The 25,513-nt window shown below is 26.8% G+C and carries 24 protein-coding genes; 13 read left to right on the top strand and 11 right to left on the bottom strand.

What is annotated here, in order from left to right:
* Positions 1 to 191: 191 nt before the first annotated feature.
* Both ACW9W3_RS02785 and ACW9W3_RS02780 read left to right on the top strand, forming a co-directional pair.
* Positions 192 to 1,130 (top strand): glycosyltransferase family 4 protein, encoded by a 939-nt coding sequence (locus tag ACW9W3_RS02785; RefSeq protein WP_457764645.1) that lies wholly within the window; start codon positions 192 to 194, stop codon positions 1,128 to 1,130.
* Positions 1,131 to 1,184: 54 nt separating this feature from the next.
* Positions 1,185 to 2,237: a methyltransferase domain-containing protein gene (locus ACW9W3_RS02780; protein ID WP_457764644.1), complete on the top strand. Its 1,053-nt coding sequence runs from the start codon at positions 1,185 to 1,187 to the stop codon at positions 2,235 to 2,237.
* A 10-nt stretch (positions 2,238 to 2,247) separates the two neighbouring features.
* On the opposite strand, the gene ACW9W3_RS02775 is transcribed toward ACW9W3_RS02780, so the two are convergent.
* On the bottom strand, positions 2,248 to 3,297 hold the full coding sequence (locus tag ACW9W3_RS02775; RefSeq protein ID WP_457764643.1) for a glycosyltransferase family 4 protein: 1,050 nt from the start codon (positions 3,295 to 3,297) through the stop codon (positions 2,248 to 2,250).
* Positions 3,298 to 3,492: 195 nt separating this feature from the next.
* Here ACW9W3_RS02775 and ACW9W3_RS02770 point away from each other — a divergent pair, with 195 nt between their 5' ends.
* The gene (locus tag ACW9W3_RS02770; protein WP_457764642.1) at positions 3,493 to 5,544 is read left to right on the top strand and encodes a pentapeptide repeat-containing protein; all 2,052 of its coding nucleotides are present in this window, start codon (positions 3,493 to 3,495) and stop codon (positions 5,542 to 5,544) included.
* 219 nt (positions 5,545 to 5,763) lie between these two features.
* Here the strand turns inward: ACW9W3_RS02770 and ACW9W3_RS02765 are convergent, their stop codons facing one another.
* The 3 genes from ACW9W3_RS02765 to ACW9W3_RS02755 are packed head-to-tail and all read right to left on the bottom strand — an operon-like array spanning position 5,764 to position 8,905.
* On the bottom strand, positions 5,764 to 6,678 hold the full coding sequence (locus tag ACW9W3_RS02765) for an NAD-dependent epimerase/dehydratase family protein (protein WP_457764641.1): 915 nt from the start codon (positions 6,676 to 6,678) through the stop codon (positions 5,764 to 5,766).
* A gap of 48 nt (positions 6,679 to 6,726) precedes the next feature.
* Positions 6,727 to 8,034: a UDP-glucose dehydrogenase family protein gene (locus tag ACW9W3_RS02760; protein ID WP_457764640.1), complete on the bottom strand. Its 1,308-nt coding sequence runs from the start codon at positions 8,032 to 8,034 to the stop codon at positions 6,727 to 6,729.
* 31 nt (positions 8,035 to 8,065) lie between these two features.
* Positions 8,066 to 8,905 carry a sugar phosphate nucleotidyltransferase gene (locus tag ACW9W3_RS02755; protein WP_457764639.1) on the bottom strand — a complete coding sequence of 280 codons (840 nt, stop codon included), beginning with the start codon at positions 8,903 to 8,905 and terminating at the stop codon, positions 8,066 to 8,068.
* A gap of 110 nt (positions 8,906 to 9,015) precedes the next feature.
* Between ACW9W3_RS02755 and ACW9W3_RS02750 the strand changes: the two genes are divergently transcribed.
* From ACW9W3_RS02750 to ACW9W3_RS02735, 4 genes are all read left to right on the top strand, one after another.
* Positions 9,016 to 10,386, top strand: a complete 1,371-nt coding sequence (locus tag ACW9W3_RS02750; RefSeq protein WP_457764638.1) for a nucleotide sugar dehydrogenase — start codon at positions 9,016 to 9,018, stop codon at positions 10,384 to 10,386.
* Entirely contained in the window at positions 10,376 to 11,593 is a 1,218-nt protein-coding gene (locus ACW9W3_RS02745) for an asparagine synthase-related protein (RefSeq protein WP_457764637.1), read from the top strand. The genes ACW9W3_RS02750 and ACW9W3_RS02745 overlap by 11 nt, the downstream gene beginning before the upstream one ends.
* A gap of 120 nt (positions 11,594 to 11,713) precedes the next feature.
* Positions 11,714 to 12,802, top strand: a complete 1,089-nt coding sequence (locus tag ACW9W3_RS02740) for a glycosyltransferase (protein WP_457764636.1) — start codon at positions 11,714 to 11,716, stop codon at positions 12,800 to 12,802.
* Positions 12,803 to 13,082: 280 nt separating this feature from the next.
* Positions 13,083 to 14,201, top strand: coding sequence for a hypothetical protein (locus tag ACW9W3_RS02735; protein WP_457764635.1), 1,119 nt, complete (start codon positions 13,083 to 13,085; stop codon positions 14,199 to 14,201).
* A gap of 20 nt (positions 14,202 to 14,221) precedes the next feature.
* On the opposite strand, the gene ACW9W3_RS02730 is transcribed toward ACW9W3_RS02735, so the two are convergent.
* From ACW9W3_RS02730 to ACW9W3_RS02720, 3 genes are all read right to left on the bottom strand, one after another.
* Positions 14,222 to 14,353 carry a glycosyltransferase gene (locus tag ACW9W3_RS02730; RefSeq protein WP_457764634.1) on the bottom strand — a complete coding sequence of 44 codons (132 nt, stop codon included), beginning with the start codon at positions 14,351 to 14,353 and terminating at the stop codon, positions 14,222 to 14,224.
* Between the two features lie 80 nt (positions 14,354 to 14,433).
* Entirely contained in the window at positions 14,434 to 15,297 is an 864-nt protein-coding gene (locus ACW9W3_RS02725) for a sulfotransferase domain-containing protein (protein ID WP_457764633.1), read from the bottom strand.
* Positions 15,298 to 15,434: 137 nt separating this feature from the next.
* A complete protein-coding gene (locus ACW9W3_RS02720) occupies positions 15,435 to 15,710 on the bottom strand; it encodes a glycosyltransferase (RefSeq protein WP_457764693.1) in 276 nt (91 codons plus the stop codon).
* A gap of 202 nt (positions 15,711 to 15,912) precedes the next feature.
* Between ACW9W3_RS02720 and ACW9W3_RS02715 the strand changes: the two genes are divergently transcribed.
* The 4 genes from ACW9W3_RS02715 (at position 15,913) to ACW9W3_RS02700 (ending at position 19,008) form a co-directional block, all read left to right on the top strand.
* On the top strand, positions 15,913 to 16,407 hold the full coding sequence (locus tag ACW9W3_RS02715) for a hypothetical protein (protein WP_457764632.1): 495 nt from the start codon (positions 15,913 to 15,915) through the stop codon (positions 16,405 to 16,407).
* A 56-nt stretch (positions 16,408 to 16,463) separates the two neighbouring features.
* The gene (locus ACW9W3_RS02710; RefSeq protein WP_457764631.1) at positions 16,464 to 17,438 is read left to right on the top strand and encodes a glycosyltransferase; all 975 of its coding nucleotides are present in this window, start codon (positions 16,464 to 16,466) and stop codon (positions 17,436 to 17,438) included.
* 77 nt (positions 17,439 to 17,515) lie between these two features.
* Positions 17,516 to 18,370 carry a sulfotransferase family protein gene (locus tag ACW9W3_RS02705; RefSeq protein ID WP_457764630.1) on the top strand — a complete coding sequence of 285 codons (855 nt, stop codon included), beginning with the start codon at positions 17,516 to 17,518 and terminating at the stop codon, positions 18,368 to 18,370.
* A gap of 68 nt (positions 18,371 to 18,438) precedes the next feature.
* Entirely contained in the window at positions 18,439 to 19,008 is a 570-nt protein-coding gene (locus ACW9W3_RS02700; RefSeq protein ID WP_457764629.1) for a hypothetical protein, read from the top strand.
* A gap of 31 nt (positions 19,009 to 19,039) precedes the next feature.
* On the opposite strand, the gene ACW9W3_RS02695 is transcribed toward ACW9W3_RS02700, so the two are convergent.
* From ACW9W3_RS02695 to ACW9W3_RS02685, 3 genes are all read right to left on the bottom strand, one after another.
* Complete coding sequence (locus tag ACW9W3_RS02695) at positions 19,040 to 20,617, bottom strand: ArnT family glycosyltransferase (RefSeq protein WP_457764628.1); 1,578 nt, start codon at positions 20,615 to 20,617, stop codon at positions 19,040 to 19,042.
* Positions 20,614 to 21,747: a lipopolysaccharide biosynthesis protein gene (locus tag ACW9W3_RS02690; protein WP_457764627.1), complete on the bottom strand. Its 1,134-nt coding sequence runs from the start codon at positions 21,745 to 21,747 to the stop codon at positions 20,614 to 20,616. The genes ACW9W3_RS02695 and ACW9W3_RS02690 overlap by 4 nt, the downstream gene beginning before the upstream one ends.
* 80 nt (positions 21,748 to 21,827) lie before the next feature.
* Entirely contained in the window at positions 21,828 to 22,277 is a 450-nt protein-coding gene (locus ACW9W3_RS02685; RefSeq protein WP_457764626.1) for a WxcM-like domain-containing protein, read from the bottom strand.
* A gap of 95 nt (positions 22,278 to 22,372) precedes the next feature.
* Here ACW9W3_RS02685 and rfbB point away from each other — a divergent pair, with 95 nt between their 5' ends.
* Positions 22,373 to 23,359: a dTDP-glucose 4,6-dehydratase gene (gene rfbB / locus ACW9W3_RS02680; RefSeq protein WP_457764625.1), complete on the top strand. Its 987-nt coding sequence runs from the start codon at positions 22,373 to 22,375 to the stop codon at positions 23,357 to 23,359.
* Positions 23,360 to 23,395: 36 nt separating this feature from the next.
* On the top strand, positions 23,396 to 24,460 hold the full coding sequence (locus ACW9W3_RS02675; protein WP_457764624.1) for a glucose-1-phosphate thymidylyltransferase: 1,065 nt from the start codon (positions 23,396 to 23,398) through the stop codon (positions 24,458 to 24,460).
* Here ACW9W3_RS02675 and ACW9W3_RS02670 read toward each other — a convergent pair.
* Positions 24,457 to 25,464: a class I SAM-dependent methyltransferase gene (locus tag ACW9W3_RS02670; RefSeq protein ID WP_457764623.1), complete on the bottom strand. Its 1,008-nt coding sequence runs from the start codon at positions 25,462 to 25,464 to the stop codon at positions 24,457 to 24,459. The genes ACW9W3_RS02675 and ACW9W3_RS02670 overlap by 4 nt on opposite strands.
* Between the last annotated feature and the right edge of the window lie 49 nt (positions 25,465 to 25,513).

The following is a 25,513-nucleotide window of genomic DNA, read 5'->3' as shown; positions in this document are numbered from 1 at the left end:
TCCAAATATTTCTCTAGTTTATTTTTACAAATAATACAATTCATAGAATTTCTTTGTAGTGTAATTAATAATATTTCCTTAAAAAATAATTTTGGTATTTTAAATAGAATCCTATGTAATGGATTTCAAAATATGAAGAAATTTCTTTTATAATCCAATACCTTTTAACCTTAAGAATTTATTTTGTTTTTATGAAAATTTTGTATATTTCCCCACGATTTGAAGGAGGGATAGGTGGTCATGCATTTAGAGTGGCAGAAAAACTACGTGAAGAAGGACATGAGGTTAAGTTAATGCAAATATCTCATATTCCAGTTAAAAAATTGAAAAATTTATCATTCTCCATTTTTGGAATATTTAGAGCATTGACTGATCGTGAACATTATGATGTTGTACATGCCTGGAATATCCCATCATCTTTTGTAATGCGATACATTAATTCAAATAAAAAAATTCTTTCAGTACACGGAATTTACTCTGAACAAATTTCACTTCTTCATTCAAAAACCACTGGAAAAATTGCAAATACTGCAGAATCAAAAGCATTCACATATGCAGATAAACTTACCACTGATTCTAAATCAGTACAAACATCATATGCCAAAAAAAATAATGTTAATTTTATCTATTTACCAGCACCATTAGATACAAAAAAATTCAAAGAAATTGAAGAATATGAAAAAATAAAAAATCAGGTTATTTATGTAGGAAGGGATAGTTATGAAAAAGGAATTGACATTTTAAAAAACATAGAACCTAAGATAAATGGAAAAGTGATTTATTGTACTAATCTTCCTTGGAAAAAAACTATGAGCATTTTAAAATCATCAACCATTTTGGTTGTTCCATCTAGGATGGAAAGTATTCCCCAAGTAATTAAAGAAGCATTTTATCTTAAAATTCCAGTTATAGCAACTAATGTGGGAGGTATTCCAGAATTAATTCAGGATCAGCAAACTGGAATTCTAGTTCCACCTGAAAATCCTCTTAAAATGTTAGATGCAATAAATAATTTATTGAAAAATGAAGAATTGATAAATTATCTAACAGAAAATGCCTTTAAATCTATAATTGAAAATTTTTCTTGGAAAAACTTATTGCCTCAATATATCGAACTATATGAAAAATGATCTAATTCCAAATTTTATTAGTTTTTATTTAACTACTCTAAATTTTATTTGATTTTGAAGCAAAAACTTATTGAATTTCTAGTATGTCCTACCTGTAGACATTCAATAAATGTAAAAATTCGTAAAAAAAGAGGAACAGAAATTATTGAAGGTTCAATTATTTGCCATGAATGCAAGGATAATTTCAAAATTTCAAATGGAATTCCTCGTTTTGTAGTTGATAAAACAAAAGATTTCGTAAGGACAGAAGAAGCTTTTAATTCAAAATGGAAAAAACATCATAAAAATCACCAAGAAAAAGATTGGGTAGATTTTCAACGAAAATGGTTTTTAGAAAGATATGGTTGGAAAACTGAAGAAAATTTCAACAATTTTTTAGATTCAAAGAATTTGATTCTTGATGCAGGAACTGGAATTGGTAATAGCGCAAAATTTCTTTCTGCAAATAAAAATTCTCATGTTTTTGCTTTAGATGCAAGCGATAGTGTTGATTTTGCATATGCTAAATATGGAAAGCAATCAAATATTCATTTTTTACAAGCAGATCTTCGCCAACTACCATTTAAGAGAAATTTTTTTGATTATATTTACTCAGATCAAGTACTTCATCACACAAAAAATACAGGAACCTCATTCAAATACTTAACAAAGTTTCTTACGAATTTGGGTCATATATCAATTTATGTTTATAATAAAAAAGCACCAATTAGAGAATACGTTGATGATTTTATTAGAAATAAAACTGTCAAAATGTCTATTGAAGAATGTACAGAATTTTCCAAACAAATGACATATTTAGGAAAAAGTTTGGCACAATTAAAAAAGAAAATCAAAATTCCTTCTGATATTCCCCTTTTGGGAGTAAAAGCTGGAGAATATGATGTTCAACGTTTTGTATATTGGCATTTTTTAAAATGCTTTTGGGATGAATCCGATAATTTTGAAAGAAGTGTTGGTGTAAATTTTGATTGGTATTCTCCTAAATTTGCTTTTAGACATACTCCAAAAGAAGTAAAAAATTGGTTTAAAGAAGCTAAATTAAAAATAACTAATTTTAAAGAAATTGAAAGTGGAATAAGTGTAACCGGAAAGAATTCTAATCACTAATTAATCTTGATTAATATTTTTTTAGATCCAATACAAATTTTTTAGCAATTCTTTCCCAACTAAAATTTTCTTCAACAAATTTTCGTCCTTCACTTCCCATATTTTCCATTTTTTGTTTATCTTCTAATAACTCTAAAATTTTCTTCAACAAATTTTCTGAGTCTCCTTTCTCAATTAAATACCCTGTTTTACCGTTTATCATTAATTCTGGAATGCCTCCCACATTAGTTGCTATGACAGGTTTTTGCATTAATTGTGCTTCAAGTAAAGTTAATGGAGCCATATCTAATCCAGAAATTAATGCATAAATATCAATTTCACTTAAATATTTTCTAACTTTGTCAGGATAATCTAATGCTCCTAACCATTCAAAGTTTTTGTATTTTTCTAACTTTGAAAGAATTTCTTTCCTGAATGGTCCATCCCCCACCCAATAAAATTTTACATTAGGTAATTTCTCAAGAATATTTTCTAAGATAAGCAATTCTTTTGTTTTATCCCATATTACTGCACCTTGAAGTAATCCTACACATGGGTGTTCTAATTTAATACCTTTTTCATAAAACCAATTAGATGGATTTATTCCTTGATACATTACGAATGTATTTTTATTAGGATATTCATTTTTTGTAATTTTATCAAGATATTTGCAAATTGGAACAATTACTTTTGCACCTTCAAAATTTTTTTTCCCAATTTTTCCCCATGCATTAAGTGCTATTTTTTTTGGAAATGATTTGTAAATAGTTTTTCGTGCAATTTCTATTTCTTTCCAATAATTACCTCTTAGATGAATCACTAGAGGAATTTTCTCTTTTATAACATCTAATCCAAAATGTCTTTGTCTGTCAACTAAAATAATATCTGGTTTAAATTCTCTAAGTAATTTTTTAAATGCCTTTTTTGATTTAAACCAATTTTTTATTTTTCTACTAGGGAATCCATCAGAATAATCAGCATCAAAAACAACTTTAGTCTCTATTTTTAAATTGTTTAAAGCATTTGCAAATTCTTTTAGATGAAATATTTTTGAACTTGAAGCACCAATTAGTATTCTCATTATATTTATAATTCTTTAATATTCTTAATACTTTGCCTTATCTTTATATTTTTTACCTTTTTAAAATTATCAATATCTTTGTGTATTATAGGGAGATTTTTAATAAAAAATAAATTTCATTGTAAATGTAATGAGTGACAAATTTTTATTTTTACGGACGATAATTATTATACTTGAAATGTTGAAATAAAATTAGTGAAGATTTTTTTTCTTATCATAGTAGTTATTGTATTTGGAACAATAACGTTTAATGCATTTGCTGAGGAACAAATTCCCGAATGGGTAAAAAACAATGCAGGCTGGTGGTCTGATGACCAGATCTCTGATTCTACATTTATCGACGCAATTGAGTTTTTGATAAAAGATGAAATTATTGTTATCGCAAATACTCAACAAAATAAATTACAAACAGATGTAATTCCCGAATGGGTAAAAAACAATGCAGGCTGGTGGTCTGATGACCAGATCTCTGATTCTACATTTATCGACGCAATTGAGTTTTTGATAAAAACAGGAATATTTTCAATCTCAAAATCTAATTGCAATGGTGATGTAAATACAAACAATATCCCTGATGAGATTGAGGATCTGCCTATTTTGTCTGGTATTTCATCTAGCGAATTAGCCAAAACTAATTTTATATTTCAAAATAAGGACTGGAGTGATTGTAATTTCAATGGTGATCTTTCATTTTATGTATTCTATAATGTTACTTTGACCAATGCTGATTTTTCAAACACACGAATGATTAATACAGAATTTCATGACTCCTTTATCAACAATACCACTTTTTCAGATAGCGTTCTTCATGGAACAGTTTTTTTGAATTCTCCAATGTCAAATATAGTTTTTGAAAATGTTGATTTTTCTCCCAATGATTTTGATTTTCCATTCGTAATATTCTCGTATCATAATTATAGTGGTCCTACATTCTCTTGTTATTTTAAACCCTGTTTCATTTCACGGTATACTCTAGAATCTGAAGATGTTGATATGAAACAACTATTAGATATCACATTTGAAAAAGATAAACTTCCAACTAATCTTAGATTGGTTTCTATTATTAACGATAAAAGTGACCAAAGAACCATGTGGAGACATGTATCAAGTTTTATCGGTTCAGATATGCATAATGTACTTTTTAAAAATTCGGATTTGTCCCATTCTATGTTTAAAATTGAAACCTTAACCGACGTTAAATTTTCTAATTCGGATTTGTCTAATACATCATTCGATGATATACTTCTCTCAAATACCTCACTTGGAAGTGAATACCAAAGTATCTCTGAAATTGATTATTTGATACTACCCAAAAATAAATCTAAAATAATATTAGATATTGACAATTCTCAAAAATTTTCTAATCCTAAAAAAATTGATCTTGATATTAAATTTGCAGATGTAATAGATGAAGGTTTAGTAAATTGGCCTATGGATCTTGTTATACATGAACAAATATTATATGTTGTAGACACTGACAATCATAGAATTATTAGTTATGATGTAAATACCTTAGAAAAAACATTCGGATTTGTCTCTCCTATTCAGGAATATTGTGATACTACAAATACTTGGACAGACACAACAGAAAACTGTTTTTCTGAAATGCGAAACCTTCCCACATCTATTGCATTTCTTGATGAACAAATTTTTGTAGCTTATGGATTTCAAAATCATATACAAGTATTTGATTTACAAGGACAATTTTTGTATAAATTTGGAAATAGTGGATCCAATGAAAATGAATTTGATGGGCCATTTAGAATCTCAGCCTCAGAAAATAAGATATTTGTTGCAGATTCACAAAATCATAGGGTTCAAATATTTGATTCTGATGGAAAACTCCTTAAACAATTTTCCACTAGTCTGAAAGAATCAGTAATTTCCACACCAATAGATCTAGACATTTACAAGAATAAGATATTTGTTGCAGATAGCTCTACATCTTCAATACTTGTTTTTGATCTAGACGGAAAATTATCAAATTCTTTTCTGCTTGATTCTTCTTCTCATATTTTAATATCTGGAATAGATGTTCATGATGAATTGATATTTCTATCCGATGCGACAAATAATTTGTTTCTCATACTTGATTTAAATGGAAATCTGATAATGAAAATGGGTAAGGCAGGTAATCATTATGGTGAATTTAACAATCCTCAGAAAATAATTTCCAATGGCAAACAGATTTTTGTAGCTGATTCCGATAATTATAGAATTCAAGTTTTTGATTTAATTATTCCATAATAATATACTACGTAAAAAATTGTTTTAGATTATTTGCTTATTTAAAAAAATAAAAACTATGTGTGAAAAAACCATTAGGCCGATCCATATCTATTAATTTGATCTCTTTTTTACAGTAAAACTTCAATATGGTTATAAACTTCTAGTAAATTTTAAAAAATTATTTTTAATATTTTACAATAAACAAAATGAATCTTTAAAATATTTGTATTTTCAAATTTAATTGTTTTGATTAGATATTTTTTGTTTTAACCATTCTTGAATTGTTATTGATGGATGCCAATCTAATGATTTTTCAATTAAACTAATGTCTGCAATTGAAACTTTTACATCTCCCTTCAACGGAGGCCCAAAAATTGGTTTAATATTCAAATTTCCTGCTTCAATCATTGTATTTGCTAGTTCCAGAATAGATATGCTGGAATTTGTTCCTACATTAAAAAATGCATGATCAATGTTACTCTCCATTGCCATAATATTTGCTTTAACAACATCTCCCACAAATATAAAATCTCTAGATTGTTGACCATCACCATTAATTTTTGGTGGTAATTTATTTCTAATTTGATCCAAAAATAGTGTCACTACACCGGCATATTCCTTTGATTGTCTTTCTCCAAAAATATTGAAATATCGCATCCCAATCACCTTTAATCCTTTTTCAGCATATTCCTTTGCAAGTTTTTCTTTGTCTACTTTAGTTTGCGCATATGGATTAATTGGATTCATTTTAGAATTTTCATTAATTGGAAGATCTATAGGATTTCCATACACACTTGAAGAACTAGCATATACTACTTTAATTCCAAATTCTAGTGCTTGTGTGAAAATATTTTTAGTTCCGTTTACATTTACATCGTGATATTCTTTGGGATTAATGAAAGATTCCTGAACAGATATTCTTGCAGCTTGATGAAAAATACCATCCTTATCTTTACAAATATCTTTTAAAAGTTCAACATCTCGAATGTCTCCATTAACAAAATTAATTCTTTCTTTTATTTTCTCAAGATTTGAAATTTTTCCTGTATTTAGATCGTCTAAAATGGTTACAGAATAACCGCGTCTGATTAGTTCTTCAGCCAAATGACTACCAACAAAGCCTGCACCACCTGTAATAAGAAATTTTTTCATATTTGATAAAAATTATTTCTTTTAAAATAGTTTACCATAAAAAATAAATTAATTCCCAATTCCTATTGCGTAATAATTACAGTCAATGTTTTTATTTTTCAAAATTCTACGAGAATCAATAATGGTTCGTTTTTTCATATTTTTGATATTCTTATTATTGATTTTTGAATATTCTGGCCATGCAGTCATTATTATTCCACAATAACTATCTTTTAGTGCATCAGAAATTGTTTTTGTGTATTCAATTTTATTTTTGAATTTTTTTTTTACATTTTCAATTGCCATTGGATCATGAACTGTAATTTTTGCATGTTTTTTCAAGAGTTTTTCAATAATTATTAATGAAATAGAATCTCTAATGTCATCTGTTTTAGGCTTAAACGCTAATCCTAAAACTGAAATCTTTTTTCCTCTTAAATTACCACAATTTTTTTCAATTAGTTTAATTATATTTTCAATTTGTTGTTGATTGGTTTTTTCTACAGCATTAAGAAATAATGGCGAAACTCCAGATTTTGATGAAAAATTCATTATGGCTTTCACATCTTTTGGTAAACAAGAACCTCCATAACCAGGCCCTGCATTTAAAAATAATTTCCCAATTCTAGGATCTAATCCAATTGTTTCTGCAATATCGTCTATGTTGGCACCTGGAATACTTTGACATATGTTTGCTAATTGATTGATAAAACTAATTTTTGTTGCTAGAAATGAATTATTTGCATATTTTATCATTTCAGCTGTCTGATGATTTGTTTCAATTATTGGAACATTAGGATGTAAATTTTGAAAAAAGTTTTTCATTTTTTTCATGTATTTTGTTTGATATCCTCCAAGAACAATTGCATGTGGAAATTTTGTATCTCTAATTGCACTACTTTCCTGTAAAAATTCTGGATTTGATATTAATCCAAATTCTCTTCCAGCTTTTTTCCCAGATTCTTTTTCTAAAATTGGCATAATTACATTTTGCATGGTCCCAGGAATTACAGTACTTTTAATTAACAAGATTGGTTTTTTCTTATTTTCTCGAAGGATTTTTCCTATGGCAATTATTGCTTTTCTAATCATTGACAATTCTATAGAACCGTCTGATTTTTGTGGTGTTCCAACACTTACAAAAATAATATTACAATCTTTTATATCTGAAAATTCATTACTGATAGATAATTTCTGTTTAATTCCTTTTTTCAAAGTTTTTTCTAAATCGGGTTCAAAAAATGGTACTATGCCATCACTAATTTTGCCACATTTTTCTTTATCTGTATCTATTCCAACAACATTGTATCCTTTTGAAGATAATACACTAGCAAGGGATAATCCTACAAAACCTAATCCCACTATTCCTATTTTCATACCCTTATCCAAATTTTAATAATCTTAAAAATCATGCCTTCCTAAATGTTATGTCTTGGGCATTTCTATAAGATTCGACAGTTCCAACGTCAACCTCTTCTTCGTCTTTATTTAGTGTAATTGCTAGAACTTTTTGTTTATCCTGAATTGTTTTTTGTATAGCGTCTGTAAGCTGAAACTCTTTTCCTTTCCCTGGTTTAATTTTTTTTAAGCTTGAAAAAATATCTGATCTAAAATAATATAATGGCAATATTCCAAATTCTGATTTTGGTTTGTCTGGTTTTTCTATAACCTCTTTAACATCAAATAAATCCCTAGATAATTTATTAACTGTCGGAACTCCATATTTTTTTGAGTCTCTAACTTTTTTACAAAGTAAAATTACTTTTGCATTGGGATTTTTTTTTGCAGTCTCAATTAATCGTAAAATGGGATGTTTAGAATTGCTTAGTATTGTTACATCTCCTGCATGAACAATAAAATCTTCTTTTCCAACATATCTTTCTGCACGTCTAACTGCATCACCAAATCCTAATGGTCTATTTTGATTAATCCAAACCAAATGAGATTTTTCTAATTTTTGATAAAACCCTGATATTACTTTTTTATAATCTCCAGATAAATCTCTCAAATATGTTTCATGTGGAGTAAAATGATCCTCAATTGATCTTTTCTCTCTTCCTACAATGAAACAATAATCTCTAAAATTCATTGAGTATAATTGTTCATATACATATTGTAATAATGGCAAAACTACTTTTTTCTTTGTAAAAACCTTTGAAAAAATCGGCATCATTTCTTTAGGTATTTCCTTTGTAAATGGTAACAGCCTTGTACCTTTACCTGCAGCTGTAATTACAACCTTAGTCACAAAAATCCATTCTTAGTCTTATCATTAAGTTTTTAAAATTTATGGATATTATTCAAGATTACATATTAAAATAAGGTCAAAATAGGTTCAAAATATCATCTGTGGTAATAATGTCTAATTTGAAAATAAACATGAATAATTTTGAAGATGTAAAAAAATCACTAGATTCCAAAACACTTCGCGTTTGTGTAATTGGTATAGGAAGAATAGGCCTTCCAACTGCACTATCCTTTGCTAAATCTGGTTTACATACTATTGGCGTTGACATCAATTCAAATCTGGTTCAAAATATCAATTCAGGGATTTTTCCTCTAAAAGATGAACCTGGATATGAAGAAATTTTTAATCAAGTTCTAAAGAAAAAAACCTTTTTTGCTACTACAAAAATTGAAGATGCTGTTTCTAATTCGGACTTAATCTTATTGTCATTACCAACACCTATGGATGAAAACAATATTCCAGATTATTCCGCATTGATAGATGTTGGTTCAAAACTCTCAGAAATTTTATTACCAAATTCTTTAGTAATAGTTGAAAGTACAATTGAACCAGGATTTATTGAAAATGAAATGATTTCATTAATATCAAAATCGGGAAGATTAAAAACTGAAGAAAATTTTCTTATTGGTGTTTGTCCAGAAAATGCAAATCCTGGTGAAATATTGCATGATTTTACAAATCTTCCTAGATTAGTAGGTGGAATCAATAATAATGCTACACAAATCATCAAAATGATTTACAATTATGTATTTTCGGTAGAACTTGTTGAAATGCCAAATTGTAAGACTGCAAATGCGGTTAAGTTAACTACCAATGTATTTCGAGATATCAATATCGCATTTGTTAGTGAATTAGCTTTGATGTTTGAAAAATTAGGAATTGATACAATAAAAGTTCTAGAAGCTGCAAAACAAAAATATAATTTTCAAATTCATTATCCAGGTTCAGGTGTAGGAGGTCCATGTTTACCAATTAACTCTTATCAACTTCTTAATACTGCAAAACGAACTGGCGTTAAATTGAATCTAATAGAATATGGTAGAAAGATAAATGAAAAAATGCCTGATCATGTGATTAAATTAACTTTAGATGCCTTTAACGAATGTAATAAATCCTTAGAAAAATCTGAAATTTTAATTTTAGGCATTTCTTACAAACCCAATGTAAAAGATATTCAACTTTCTCCAGCTAAAAATATAATAGAAAAATTTCAGCGTTTAGGTGTAAATGTACATATCTATGATCCATTTTTTTCATCAACTAAAGTTTTTGATATAAAGGTTGAAGATAATCTTGATAATATTATTTCTAAAATGGATGGAGTTGTGATTGTAACTGGTCATGATGAATTCAAAAAAATACCCATCTCTTCTTTTGCAAAAATGAAAAGTCGTATCTTAGTTGATACTAGAGGAATTGTTGATCCTCAATCTGCAAGAAATGAAAATATAATTTTTAGAGGATTAGGTCGTGGAAACTAATTCTTCATTAAATGCTTCATCTGTAGTAGACATTCTAACACTTCGATATGATCCTTCAATTTCACCCAATCTTCCTAAAAAAACGTGGAGAGATTTTGAAGCAATTAATGAGCCTCCAAATATAGAATTAATTGAGAATTTAATTTCTAAAGATATATCCGAAAAACTTGAATCACTAAACGCAAAAAAACTATGTATTGCTCTTAGTGGGGGAGTAGATTCAACTTTAATTCTTTCATTAATTAGAAAAACAAATCCTGAAATTGAAATAGATGCTATTTCTATAAAATTTGCAAATAGTGTAGATGAAACACCAAACGCATCCAAAATTGCAGAAAAATTTGAGGCAAATCATCATATTGTTTACCTCGAGAATTACTTATCTGAATTACCTAAAGCTATAAGCCTAATTAAACTGCCATTTTGGGATTTGCATTGGTATTATGTAGTACAAAAATCTCAAACACTCTCAAATATTCTTGCTTCAGGTGATGGAGGTGATGAAATTTTTGGCGGTTATATTTTCAGATATGAAAAATTTCTATCATTGATAAATCCTAATTCTACTCCCTTAGAAAAAGTCAAAGCATATCTTTCATGTCATGAACGAGATCGTGTTCCTGATCAAGAGTTACTTTTTGCAGATAAATCCAATTTTTCATGGAATTCGATCTATGAATTACTTTTACCATATTTTGATAACCCATTATCTCCATTAGAACAAGTGTTTGTTGCTGATTATAATGGAAAATTATTGTATAATTTTAATCCAATAAATTCAAGAATTACTAAAAGTTTCGGTATTGATGTAATTGCACCATTATTAAATGAAAATATTATTTCCTATGGATTAAAAATTCCTAGTAAATTCAAATATGATGAAACAAAAAACATTGGAAAACTTCCATTAAGAAAATTACTTGTAAAAAATCAAGCTGATTCATTAATATCAAAAGAAAAACTTGGTTTTAATGTTAATACATTATCTCTTTGGAAATCACATGGTTATGATCTTTGTAAATCATTTCTTTTAGATTCTAGAATTGTCAAAGATAAATGGATCAAAAGTGAATGGATTGAAAAATATATTCATAAAAATAATTTAGATATTATTTATGTAAACAAATTTTTAGGATTATTGGCATTTGAAATATGGTATAGACTATTTATCACAAAGGAAATTAACAGCGAAACTAAATTGGATTAATTAATTTTTTACAATATATAAATTGAAAAAGTATGATTATAAGATTAATCATCAAAACACAATAAATTAACTTCAATTTGATGTTAACAATTAAATTGCTACATTATGGTCTAGTTTTTATTGAAAGTTTTAATTGCCTCAGGCGCTGGTGGTGGATCTGCTAAAAAAAGTGTGGGGAAATTTTTTCATTTGAAAGAATTTGGTGAGGCACTAAAAAAAATTGATGTGGAATACAAATTAGTTTCAGAAAATGATTATGTTTCAGGTTTCCCTAGTAAGGATATCAAAAGTTGGTTTTCTAAAAAAAAATTCCATGAATTAATAGATGATTTTAAACCTGATGTTGTTTTTGTGGATAGACAATCACATTTTGGTTTAGAAACAATAAAAGCTGGAATTCCATTATTTGTATATTTGAGAGGTCATTTTTGGTTGGAACAAGAATGGGCCAAAAAAACAATCTATAAAGATTTTGTAATGAGAACAGTTATTGATTTGCGTGCTAAAATTGCTGAAAAAGTCTTTAAAGATTGTCAAGGAATTTTAATGACGGGAGATTATCTTGAAAGAGTTATTAAAAAACATATTCCAAATGCTAGAACATTTCATTTTCTTGAAGGATTAGATACTTCAAGATGGTATCCGGAAACTGGTATGGAATTAAAACATCCATGTGTTGGAATGTTACATGACGCTAATTGGTGGGGAAAAACAAAAGAAATGTTAACACTAGAAAATGTTGTTAAAAAATTACCTCACGTTCATTTCTATTGGGCTGGAGATGGTCAATATAAAACTGAAATACTTGAAGTTTTAGAAAAATTTGAAAATTTTCATTATTTAGGCAGTTTAGAATATCCTGACGAAGTTCGAAAATATTTAACAGAAATTGACATTTATGCATTACCTACTGGTATGGATACTACGCCATTATCGTGTAGAGAATCAATGTCAATGCAAAATCCTACCATTGCAACAAATGTTGGAGGAATCCCTGAAATGATTTATGATGGAGAAACTGGTTTTTTGATTGAAGAAGGCGATTCAGAAAAATGGATAGAAAAGATCAATCTTTTAGTTGAGAAAAAGGAATTACGAGAAACATTAGGTAAAAATGCAAGAAACTTGGTGATTGAAAAATTTAATTGGGAAAAACTCTCTAAAGAATTTGTTGAAATTGTAAAACCATTTATTAAAAAAAGAACTTAGATTTCATACTTTTTGATGGATAAATAATAAATATAATTTTAGAAATCAATATAGTATTAAAACTATTTTTACTAAAATCAAAATAATAATTTAATTTTTTTAATAAATTCAATACAATTTGATATTCATTGATATAATAGTAAATTAATCATAAAAATATGGAACAACATTTTCATTTCTTTGATTTTTCTATATTCAAATTTAATTACAATTTATATTCTATTTCATATTATTCTAATTGCACTTATTTTAAATTTTTTTTTAGAAAAATCGATATGTTATGATAAAAATATTAATTTTAATTGTTTTAGCATTTCTTTTGGTTTTTTTAGGTATTATAATTGGTCATTATGAGATTTTTCCATATAATATATTAAAAGACACAAAAGTCATTTTAACAAATAAAAATTTAGATCATGAATCTATTAATGCACAATGGTATGAATCTGATATTGGTTCTCTTATTCATATTTCCAATGATAAAGATATTTTAGAAAAACAAACAGCTTTAATTCAATATATATGGAAAACTGGGCACATGCCTACTGATTCTGATTTACTTTTTGAAAAAGAAATTACAAATTCAAAATATAAAGACTTGAAAAATTTACAAAATATTGATCAATTAACTATTTCAATGGAGAAAAATGTAAATTCAATATCTTATCTTTTTCATTCAAAAACCCCTAATGGAAATTTAATTATTTATCATCAGGGTCATAAAGGAGATTTCATTCATGGGATTGATACAATTCAGATTTTTCTAGATGAGGGTTATGATGTTTTAGCATTTAGTTTACCATTATTAGGAATGAATAATCAACCGATTGTTGATGTTCCTAATTTTGGAAAAATAAAATTAACTACCCATAATCATCTAAAATTTTTAGAATCTGATGATTTCTCTCCTATAGTATATTTTCTTGAACCGATTACTATTTCATTAAATTACATAGATGAAAATTTTAATTATAAATCATATTCCATACTTGGAATATCTACTGGAGGATGGATAGCGACTTTGTATTCTGCATTAGATGAAAGAATATCTGATAGTTTTTCCGTTGCTGGTTCCTACCCAATTTATCTTAGAAGTGATCCAAAAAATTTTGGTGATTATGAACAAACTGTACCGGAATTATATACTTTATCAAATTATTTAGAATTATACATAATGAGTGCATATGGAGAAAATAGAACTCATCTACAATTCTTTAATAATAATGACCCTTGCTGTTTCTCTGGAAATTCATTTACTTCTTATGAAGAACATGTTAAAAATAAAATATCTGAATTAGGAAATGGTAATTTTCAAATATATTTAGATGAAACACATAATGAACATAAAATTTCTAATTATGTAATAGATATAATTCTTGAAGAATTAAATTCAAATTGAGTTTTACTTTTTTCATTATGTTAATTTTTTAAAAACTTGTTTTTTAGATTTATTATTAATTCTCGAATTCCACCAACATTAGTCGCAATGACAGGTTTTTGTATTAATTGTGCTTCAATTAATGTTAATGGAGACATATCTAATCCAGACATTAATGAATAAATATTAATTTCACCTAATCTTCAAAAAAAACAGTATAAAGACATCTTTTGGCTATAAAAATAACTTAATACTAGTCATTCCATTCAAATTTTTGTTCAATTAATTTAAAGAATTTTTCATTATAAGACTTGAAAAATTTTTTTAAGTAATCTTTTGTCTCATCATTCATTTTTTGATAATTTTCAACTTTTCGCTTTTGTTGATTTTTAATTTTTTCATTTGGAAGACCTAGAAATTTAAAAATTTCTTCTAATGTATTATCAGGATTTTTTTGAAAATTTTCTGTCGATAAAATTAAAATTTGATCCTTTGGAAATATTTCAAACCAATTTTTAATTTGATTATAATACAATCCTTTAGCAATATATGATCTGGGCCTAAGAAATTTTTCAATATTATTACTATCTATATCATCCGTTTCGTCTAAAAGTTCAATTTCTTTTTTAATGGAATTCTCAAAAGACAAAGATTCTGAACCTGATCTAACTCCTAATTGATAATTTGAATATGCTCTATCAACAGGATTTCTTAAAATTACAATTAATTTGATATTGGGAATATCATTTTTTATTCTTTCAATAGCTTTTTTGTTCCAAAAATAGAAAGGTGTATCTTCACCTGTAATACATTTTCCTGTTTTGGATTCAATTTTTTTTCTTTGAAATTTTGTTGGAAACATAGATTTGTACCAGTTGATACCTAATTCATAATTAGAATCAAAAAATCCAATTTCATCGTACGCTGCTGGCAATACACTTGAATGTTCACAAATGTCATAATACAATGATGTAGTACCACACCTAACTCCACCAAATATGATGAATTCTGGAAGTAATCTAATGGGACTTGTAATGTATGAATAATTTCTTTTAATTAATCCATAATACAATTTTTTATATATTTTATTAAGACTTGAATTTTTTATTTTGGACAATTTTTAAATTTTTCACCTTTGTGATTATTTAATTCCAATACTTTTACATCTTATTAATTTAACAAAATTTGAGAATACCTTTTCCACAATATATTAAAAGCATCTAATCTGAAACTAAAATTTTTAAATTTTATTTTTTAATATATGATGATGTATTTCCAATAATTTTTTTGGGTAACTACATCCCAACTAAAACTTTCTTCAACAAATTTTCTTCCTTCTTTTCCCATTTTCACCCTTAATTCCTCATTATTTAATAAAATAGATAATTTTTCTATCAAATCATCAGGATCTCCTTCTTTAACTAAAAATCCAGAAATTTTTTCTTTCATCATTTCATGAATTCTTTCTACATTTGTCTCAATAACTGATTTTCCCATTAATTGAGCCTCCTTTAATGTCAAAGGAACCATCATTCAGCTAATCAATGCATAAATGTCTACTTTTGATAAAAACTCTCTAACTTTAGGAAATGGTGCATTTGATGTAATTCTTGATAAATCTACATCTAAGCATGAAATCAATAATTCAATTCTCCAAAAATTTCTGAGTGATATTATCACTTAAAACTAATTTCTCGCGAAGTTGATATACTTGTAATCTAGAAAACTTGGTATGAAAGAAAGAGTACCATTTCGTGCTTGGTATTATTTTAGACAAGGATGGTCGGTATATTTTGCATTTATTTTTGCTGCTATTAACACATTGACTGTTACCTATTATCTTGCCATTGAAAATTATCCCTTGTTAAGTAATATTTTCCCTACATTTTTTCATTATATTGCAATTGTGGTTCTTATTGGTGTACCCTTGTTAGTAGGAATAGGATATACTCATTACAAAAAATCATCTGCTTACAGGTCAGAAACAGGAATTCTATATCAAACCAATCCGTATATAAGAAGAACTTTAATTAATTCTGAAATGAATTTACAAATTAATCTAGAATTATTAAAAATTATAATTAAACTTTCTAAAAATGAAAAAATAGAACAAGAAAAATTGGATGAAATTCTTAAAATGGAAAAAAAGTTTATAGATTATTTTGATAATCGAAGTTTCAATGAAGACACTGATCTTGATATCCTAAAAAAACTTCAAAATTCTTAAATTAATTTTTTAAATTCATCATGAAGCATTTTAAGGAGTAAATCATTAACATCATCATGACTAAGAAAATAAGAGTGGCATTCATTTATAAAAAATCTAATGAATTTTTAACTGGAAAACATTTTGATAATACTTATTACAATTTTTTTATGAAGGCTTTAAAAAGAAATGAACATTTAGAAGTTAAATATTTTCCAACTAGTGATACTTTTGATGCAAAATGTTTGAAAGATGATTGTGATGTTGTACTTTTGTGGTCTAATTCAAATTATGGAATGCCAGATGAAATTTTTGGAATTAAGGAATTAAACAAACCTGTCATAGCAAGAGCTACAGATCCAGTAGATACAAAAAATGCAATAAAACACCACTCTAAATGGAAAATAGACTATTACTTTCATTTTATTCCGGAAGAATTGTTTTATGAATTATATCCAAAAAATTTTAAATTTAAAACCATAATTTTTGGACTCGAGCCATCGTTCTATGAAAATGTAAAACCGTTTAATGAGAGAATAAAAAATAAAATTCTTAATTCAGGAGCAATTGGAAATACAAAATTTTTATCAAGAATGATTAATGACATACAAAATCCAAAGTGGAATGCTTTTAGATGTTACCATTTAAGAACAATTTGTGCCAAATTACCTTTTGTTGATTATACATCCACTTTAGAACATGAATATGTAAATGATAGATATCCACTTCTGTTACAGAAATATGCAGCTGCAATAGCTGCTACAACATTTTCCCCGAATGTAAAATATTGGGAAATCCCAGCTGCAGGATGCCTTACATTTATGGAAATTACTGAAAAAAATCATGGAGTTTATCTTGGTTTTGAAGATGGAAAAAATGCAATTTTTATTAATGAAAAAAACTATAAAGAAAAATTTGAAGAATATCTATCAGATATTGAAAATTCTAAATGGTCTAATATTGCAAATAATGGGCGACAATACGTTTTGAAAAATTTAAACAATGATACCGCAGTAAATTCTCTAGTAGATCTTATGGTTTCATATCTTTAGATTTTCTTCTATGACCTTTTATCAATTATGCAAGTGTTTTAAAATAAGACTGAAATCTATGTTAAATTGATATCTCTATGTATCTAGAATCACCAAAACCATCTTACAAAAGGTTTTACCAGTTATTTATAAAAAGACATTTTTTTGGAATAACTAGTCCATTCAGAGTTTTACCTGATTTTTTTGTAATTGGTGCTGGAAGAACAGGAACCACATCTTTGTATTATTATTTAGATCAACATCCATCATTATCAAAGTCTGCATATGACGAAATAGGATTTTTTGATGTAAATTATCATCTTGGATTAGGATGGTATCGTTCATTATTTCCCACATTTTTAACCAAATTTAGAATAAAATCAAAAACTCATTTTTTTATGACTTATGATGTAACCCCATCATATGTTCGTAGACCTTGGATAGCAAAAAGAATTAAAAATTTATTCCCAAATTCTAAATTAATAATTGTTTTAAGAAATCCTGTTGATAGAGCTTATTCTCACTACTATCTAAGTAAAAATTCTGGAGAAACAAGAAAATTTGAAGAAGTTATTGAAGAAGATATGAATACAATCTCAAAATGGGATGTTAATTTAAAAGATGATAAATATTTTGCAACCAAAGTTGAAAATTCAATTTTAGCCAGAGGATTCTATGCAGAACAACTTAGTATATGGTTTAAACTTTTTTCTAAGAATCAAATTTTAATTATACAAAGTGAAAATCTAGCATTACAAACAAAAAATGTGATGAATGATATATTCCAATTTTTAAATTTACCTAAATATGAAATACCAAACATAGAAAAAACTAATGTTTCAAAAAAATTAAAAATGGATCCAAAAACAAGAAAAAGTTTAATAGATTTCTATCAATCTCATAATGCCAAACTCTATGAATTTTTAAATCAAAAATTTGATTGGGATGAATAGTTATATTTTTAATGAACATTTATTTTTTTTAATATTAAAATTAAATAGGGCGATTTTTATGTACAAATATGATTATTATATCTCAGAATTTATCAAATTTTGATTTTTCATTACCTAATGATGCAATTTTTAGAATTAATCTTGCTTGGGTGAATAGTATTGAAGAATTAAAATCTCTTCTTGAAAGACATTCTGAACACAAAATCTTCCTTGATTTGCCAATAGGCAGAACAAAACCTCCTGACAACAAATACTCTTATGATGATCTTCTATCCATTCTAAATATTTTTAAAAATATCAAATATTTTGCAATATCTAATGTCAATTCTAAACATGATTTAGAACCCTATGTCACAACAATTCCTGAACATATTACAATTGTACCAAAAATTGAAAGTCCTGAAGGAGTCAAAAATATCAAAGAAATTGTAAATTTTCTTGGTGATAAAAAAACCGTTATGCTAGATCATGATGATTTGTTTTCAAATACTCTAAAACAAAATCAATCACCAGTACATTTTAAAGAATATTTTACAAGATTAGTAAATTACTGTAATTCAAATGATGTTGAATTATTAAGAACCATAGGAGTTGTATTTAGTGATCAAGAAAAAAGAGTTACAGAATATATGAAATAATTTTTTTTTGAAATTATAATTCTAAAAATAATTAATTTTGAAGTGAATTAAAAAGATTATAATTTATTTGATAAATTCTTATTTTGTTTTCAAATCCAAATCTTTCAGAATCATATACTTTGGTTAAAAAAGTATATTTATTTTCATTATTGAATATGTTTTTTAGGAATATTCTTTTATCATTTTCAAATACCACTAAATGAGATAATTTATTATTTTTATTTTTAATTAAAAATTCTTCTAATGTTTCAAACCCTTCTGATGAAATTTTTTTTACATTTGTAGTCATTTTCTTCCGATGATCAATTTCTAGTAATTCGGGCCATGAATTCTCAAGTGAAGCAGTTCTAACAAATTTTGCTCCATCATAATCATTAACTCCATCTGCGATTTTTACAACAAACAAAGTAATATCATAAATCTCACTTTGAAATTTATAATCTGTTTTATCTTGTTCTAAAAATACGATAGATAACAATATGATTAAAGATATTACAACAATCATGATTTTTCTAATATCAAATTTCATCTCTAAAAAACTGAAGAAACTACATGCGAACAAACTCAAGATTGGAATTAATGGATACAAATATCTGGTTTCTTGAATACCTCTTCCATATGCATAGATGCTTGAAATTGAAATAAAAATTATGAATAATAGAAAAATTATTTTATTTTTAGTTGGTTTTTTCTTAATTGTTAATAATCCTGGAATTATAAATAACCCTAAAACTGGAATTAATATCCATCCGAGATATTTTGAATATCCAATTGCTGAATTATAGATAAAAACTTGAAGCCTATTTTCAACATTTTCACCAAAAAATTGATCATCTGGATCAGGTGTATCAGTTAAAATAAAATTTGAAACATAATTTGTTCCTCCTAACAATGGTGATATTATGTTTAAGTCTGTATGTTCATATGCTGAAATATTTATCATGAATAGAAAAGTAAAAAACAATGTAATTCCTATACCAATTTGTAAAATAGAATTTCTCTGAAAATCTTTTCTAATAATAAACGAAATTAAAATTGGAAAAATTAATAGAAATCCTTCATATCTTGTGAATGTTGCAAATGCTGCAAAGATAAATGAAAGATAAAATAATTTTCTTTCTTTAATAAATACAAACATAATTGTGATTGTAACAAATAAAATGAATAATGGATCAGTAATTCCTAACCCTGCATTCTCAATTATGTGAGGTTCAAATAAAAATAACGATGCACACAATACTGCAATATTTTTTTTAAAAAATTCTCTAGCTAGAAAATAAATTGGAATTGCAGTGGACGTTGATACAATGCTACTAAAAATTCTTTGAACATTCATTAATTCTAACATTTCATAATTTGGAAATAATGAAAATATAGGTGAAAGAAACGTTGACCATCCAAAATTTAACGATAAATATCCTTCTGGAAAATACCCTTCTTTGTTTATTGCAACAGTATAAGCAAAATAATCAATCCCGTCTAATGTTATTGGAACATGAAATGGAATATAATATAATCTGATCAAAAGACCTATTCCAATTAAAAAAAATAAAATTAATAATGAATTATTACTACTACAAATCTTTAGTTTTTCGTTACTTCCTTTCAATTTCCTTTACCTTCATTTAATTTTCTATCTACTAAATAGAAATATGATGCTTGAATTGATATTGAAAAAACAAATGAGCTTGCCACACCTAAAATCCCAAATATTATGCCAAAAATTATCATTGTTGGTATTAAAACTGATAATGAAATAATTAATGCGAATAGAACATATTGACTTTTTTCCATTGCCAAAAATTTTGATGTAAAAATTTGCCCTATACTTAATGGGATTATTGCCAAACTCATTATTTTTATTGTATCAATTGCTTCAACATACTTTGGAAAAATTGTTGGTAGTGTAACTGGTATAATAAAAAAACCAATGACTGTTAAAATTATGCTTGATAAAATTAATAATTTTTTCGTTTTTTCAATATTAAATCCAGCTGATTGTTGTGGAAGCATATATTTATAAAAAATTGAAGAAATTATCATCATTGCAGAAATTATTTGAAGTGAAAGTGAATAATTTCCTAGAACTGCTGCTCCTAGAATTGGCATGATCATCATCTTGTCCACTTGACCATTTAACGTTCCACTCAAAGAATTCAAATAATTATTAATTATGAACCCTTTTCTTGATTTTAATAATGTAAAATCAATTTTTGTTTCTTTAAAACTTTTGACAATTATTACTGAAAAAGCTATATAACTAAATGCTAATCCATAAATGATTCCTTCTACATCAAAAAGATAAAATAAACTTAAACCCATAATAGGTGTTAAAAGTTTTTGAATCAAAACATATTTGAAATAATTCTTGTATTCTCTTTTTCCTAATATCTCTCCTACTGCTGAATTATAAATTATGTATCCTATAACTAAAAATCCCATATCTATTCTTTCAAATACTAAATATAATGTGACAAAACCAACACCTCCTATTATTAATGAAATAAAATTGAAAGTACTTTGTATGGGAATTTTTTTAGCAACATAAACAGTGATTGTATTTTGAGCTCCTATTAATGATAAATAAGCTATAATACCAACAATACTTATGAAATAATGTAATTCACCAAAATTATCTGGACTTATTAGAATTGCAAGATAAAACCAAAACACTGCAGAAACACCACTGCCTATAATATCTGCTAATCCAATGTTTGCTAAGTTATTAATCTGCTTCATCTTTATCAAAAATTTATTATTTTTATGTAATGTGCTTAAAGATAAACAAAATTAGACCCTATTTAAGAAAAATTGCAGGATTATTCTTTCCATTTCTTCCATTTATAATCATCAAATGTAACATTCTCCATTTCGTTATCATTTGGCTTCCAGGCTAAGTCCGTAAGAACTAATACCCTTCCTATTTCATTTGTTGGATTGATATGTGCAGATGCTATTCCTTTTGGAACCTTTATCACAACTGGATTTTCAGAACTTGATTCAATTTCTAAATATTTTCTATCTTTATCTTCAATGATAAAAACTACTTTCCCATGAATACATGTAAAATAGCTGTTTCTTTTTTTATGTAAGTGAGGCCCCTTAATTTCACCAGGATTAACTGAACTAACATATACCATTTTGGGCTGGTTCTTGATGATTTCATCATAATCTCTGTAAATTACAGTTAGGCTTCCATTGATATGATGATCAGAAATATCTTTGGTTTCATGTTTTTCTAAATTAATAATTTCCGTTTTTTCTTCCATTTTTTTTTAAGATGAGACAATACATAAAAATCTGGTGAAAAAATTCAGCATGAAATAATCTATATCCTTTTATTAATACCAAAGAATGGTTTTTCATGAAACTTCTTGTGACTGGTGGTTTAGGTTTTATTGGCAGTAATTTTATTCTAAATTTACTAAAAAATCATGATGAACATGAAATAATTAATCTAGATGCAGAGTTTTATGGTTCTAATTCTGTTAGCTTGGCTGAATTACCTTTATCAGAAAATTATCAATACATTAAAGGAAATATTTGTAATTCACAATTAATTGATAAATTAATCTCAGATTGTGATGCGGTAATTAATTTTGCTGCTGAATCATTTGTTGATCGAAGTATTTCAGATGCTAAACCTTTTCTTAAATCTAATATTGATGGAGTTTTCTCACTTTTAGAATCTATAAAAAAACATAAAAAGAAATTTGTACAAATTTCTACTGATGAAGTTTTCGGGAGTTTAGAAAAAGACAGTGCTACTGAAAAATTCCCCTTTAATCCTTCTAGTCCATATGCCGCAACAAAAGCAAGTGCTGAAATGTTAGTAAATTCATATCATATAACATATGATTGTGACACTGTAATTACAAGATGTACTAACAATTATGGCCCAAGACAGTTTCCTGAAAAACTTATCCCAAAAATTATTTTGCTAGCTGAAAAAAATAGAAAAATCCCAATATATGGTACTGGAAAAAATTTACGTGATTGGTTATTTGTTGATGATCATTGCGATGCAATCTATTCTATATTAAAAAATGGAAAATCAGGTCAATCATACAACATTTCATCCAATACCGAAATAGATAATTTAACCATTGTAAAGAAAATTCTTTCAATAATGGAAAAGTCTGAAGATTTAATTGAGTTTGTTGAAGATCGACCAGGTCATGATTTTAGATATAGTATGAATTCAGATAAATTAAGAAATGAATTAGATTGGAATCCAAAAATCAATTTTGATGATGGTTTAAAAAATACTGTTAATTGGTATCTTTCTAACACACAATGGTGGAAAGATTTGTCAGAACATACACTTGAAAATACTCCATGGAAAAAATAGCATTATTTTATTAACCAATCTTCCATAATTCATTATATGAAAGGAATTTTATTACATGCTGGGCATGGTACACGACTAAGACCGTTGACTCATACCGGTCCAAAACAACTTCTTCCCATTGCAAATAAACCAATGTCTCAATATTGTATTGAATCCATGAAAGAAGCTGGAGTAACAGAGATTGCAGTGATTATTGGAGGTGTAGGCTCCAATAAAGTTCGTGAATATTATGGAAATGGTGAAAAGTTTGGTGTAAAAATAATCTATGTAGAACAAGATAGCCCTAGAGGAATTGCTCATGCCATTGGTCTGTGTAATGATTTTATTGGAAATGAAAAATTCTTGGTTTTTCTTGGTGATAATATAATTCATAAAAATATTCATGACTTTGCAAACGAATTTGTAATTTCTGATGATGATGCTTCAATATTGCTCTGTGAAGTTGAAAACCCATCAAGGTTCGGAATTGCAGATATGAAAAATGGTAAAATCACTCAAATAATGGAAAAACCAAAAGATCCTCCAACAAATTATGCTGTAACTGGAATCTACTTTCTCACTCCAAAAATCTTTGAAATAATTGAAAATCTAAAACCTTCTTGGAGGAATGAATTGGAAATTACTGATGCATTACAAATTCTTTTATCTAAAAATAATAAAATTTCATATCATATAATTACTGATTATTGGAAAGATACAGGAACTCCTGAAGATATTATTGATGCAAATAAAACAATTCTAGAAAATAAAAAAAGTTATTTTTATGGTGAAAAAAGTAAAGATTCTACTTTAATTGGTTCTGTATTTGTTGGCAAAGATACAAAAATCCTAGGAAAATCTCAAATTACTGGACCTGTAATTCTAGGAGAAAATTGTATTTTGGAAAATGTCTGTATTGGACCTAATTCAAGTATAGGCGATAACTCAAAAATTATTCATTCTGATATTGAAAATAGCATAGTAATGTCCGATTGTATTATTAACAGTCCTATTAAAATTAGAAATAGCATTATTTCTTCAAATTCACAGATTCAAATGAAAAATGATTCTCAAGATGAAAAAATTTTTCTGCTAGGTGAAGGTACTAGAATTTTTATTTAACTGATTTTTATAAAATTCCTTTTTATTCTATCATTGGTAATTTTCTCATACCCTTTTTTAGTGAATCCGACAATTGTGTATCCGTTTGGTTCATAAAGTAATTCTAATATCCTGTACTTTTCTTTGACATTTTTTGATTCGTATTTCTCCAAAGCAAGTTTTGAGTTTAATTTTTTAGCAATATTGGTTTGTGGAATTAGTAATTTCTGAGTTGTTTCTGTAGCTATATCTAAAAGCAACCCTTTCTTTCCTACACTAATTCCATAGACTGCATATCCATACAATCCTGATTTTTTAAACAAATTATCAATGTCTGATGAATCATAAAGTTCTTCATTAATGTGCATTAGGGAATCAACAATCAATGAATTTTCTTCTTCAATATTTCCACATTTTAAATTCCAACCATAATCAAATTTATTGAAACCAATACCTCTTACCAATTTTATTCCTAATTCATAATCAGTTTTTTGTTCTCCAAGAAGGCTAGAGATTAATTCTTTATTTAGCATACGTTTGTGGCCTCCTAATTTTCCATATACATAAAGAAAAATTATGCCATTAGAATTAATCATTTTAGATAAAATTTGTAATCCTTTTTTAGGATTTGAGAGATGATGTAAAACTCCCATACATAAAATAAGATCAAATTTTCCTAACTTTGAAATATTAGTTAAAATATTTTTTTGAACAAAATGAATATTTTCTATCTTATTTCTCTCTCTTAATTCATTTGCAATTTCTAACGAATAATTTGAAATATCTGCTCCTATAAATTCACATTTTTTAAAATATTTGGCAACATTAATTATTCTATGACCTGAACCAGATCCTGCATCTAAAATTTTCATATTTTCAATTTTCTTTTTATTCTCAATTTCAAAAATCTTCAATAAATTTAGTAATTCATTGGTTTGAGATATTTCTCTAGAAGGAGAGGGATAAGGATATTTGAGATACATCTCTTTTACTTTTTTTGTGATCTTATCTTCAGATTTTGACAATTTCTTTCGTTTTCTCTAATAAAATAATTTTTTTAGCTACATATTTAAT

It is taken from the genome of Candidatus Nitrosopumilus sp. bin_68KS (genome assembly GCF_054095825.1).
This window is presented reverse-complemented; position numbering and strand designations above follow the sequence as displayed.

Bases quoted from the DNA above. Each gene is read 5' to 3' on its own strand.
- ACW9W3_RS02785 (WP_457764645.1), top strand. From the start codon at position 192: ATGAAAATTTTGTATATTTCCCCACGATTTGAAGGAGGGATAGGTGGT.
- ACW9W3_RS02775 (WP_457764643.1), bottom strand. From the start codon at position 3,297: ATGAGAATACTAATTGGTGCTTCAAGTTCAAAAATATTTCATCTAAAA.
- ACW9W3_RS02765 (WP_457764641.1), bottom strand. From the start codon at position 6,678: ATGAAAAAATTTCTTATTACAGGTGGTGCAGGCTTTGTTGGTAGTCAT.
- ACW9W3_RS02760 (WP_457764640.1), bottom strand. From the start codon at position 8,034: ATGAAAATAGGAATAGTGGGATTAGGTTTTGTAGGATTATCCCTTGCT.
- ACW9W3_RS02750 (WP_457764638.1), top strand. From the start codon at position 9,016: ATGTCTAATTTGAAAATAAACATGAATAATTTTGAAGATGTAAAAAAA.
- ACW9W3_RS02735 (WP_457764635.1), top strand. From the start codon at position 13,083: ATGATAAAAATATTAATTTTAATTGTTTTAGCATTTCTTTTGGTTTTT.
- ACW9W3_RS02730 (WP_457764634.1), bottom strand. From the start codon at position 14,353: ATGTCTGGATTAGATATGTCTCCATTAACATTAATTGAAGCACAATTA.
- ACW9W3_RS02720 (WP_457764693.1), bottom strand. From the start codon at position 15,710: ATGGTTCCTTTGACATTAAAGGAGGCTCAATTAATGGGAAAATCAGTT.
- ACW9W3_RS02715 (WP_457764632.1), top strand. From the start codon at position 15,913: ATGAAAGAAAGAGTACCATTTCGTGCTTGGTATTATTTTAGACAAGGA.
- ACW9W3_RS02710 (WP_457764631.1), top strand. From the start codon at position 16,464: ATGACTAAGAAAATAAGAGTGGCATTCATTTATAAAAAATCTAATGAA.
- ACW9W3_RS02705 (WP_457764630.1), top strand. From the start codon at position 17,516: ATGTATCTAGAATCACCAAAACCATCTTACAAAAGGTTTTACCAGTTA.
- ACW9W3_RS02700 (WP_457764629.1), top strand. From the start codon at position 18,439: ATGATTATTATATCTCAGAATTTATCAAATTTTGATTTTTCATTACCT.
- ACW9W3_RS02690 (WP_457764627.1), bottom strand. From the start codon at position 21,747: ATGAAGCAGATTAATAACTTAGCAAACATTGGATTAGCAGATATTATA.
- ACW9W3_RS02685 (WP_457764626.1), bottom strand. From the start codon at position 22,277: ATGGAAGAAAAAACGGAAATTATTAATTTAGAAAAACATGAAACCAAA.
- rfbB (WP_457764625.1), top strand. From the start codon at position 22,373: ATGAAACTTCTTGTGACTGGTGGTTTAGGTTTTATTGGCAGTAATTTT.
- ACW9W3_RS02675 (WP_457764624.1), top strand. From the start codon at position 23,396: ATGAAAGGAATTTTATTACATGCTGGGCATGGTACACGACTAAGACCG.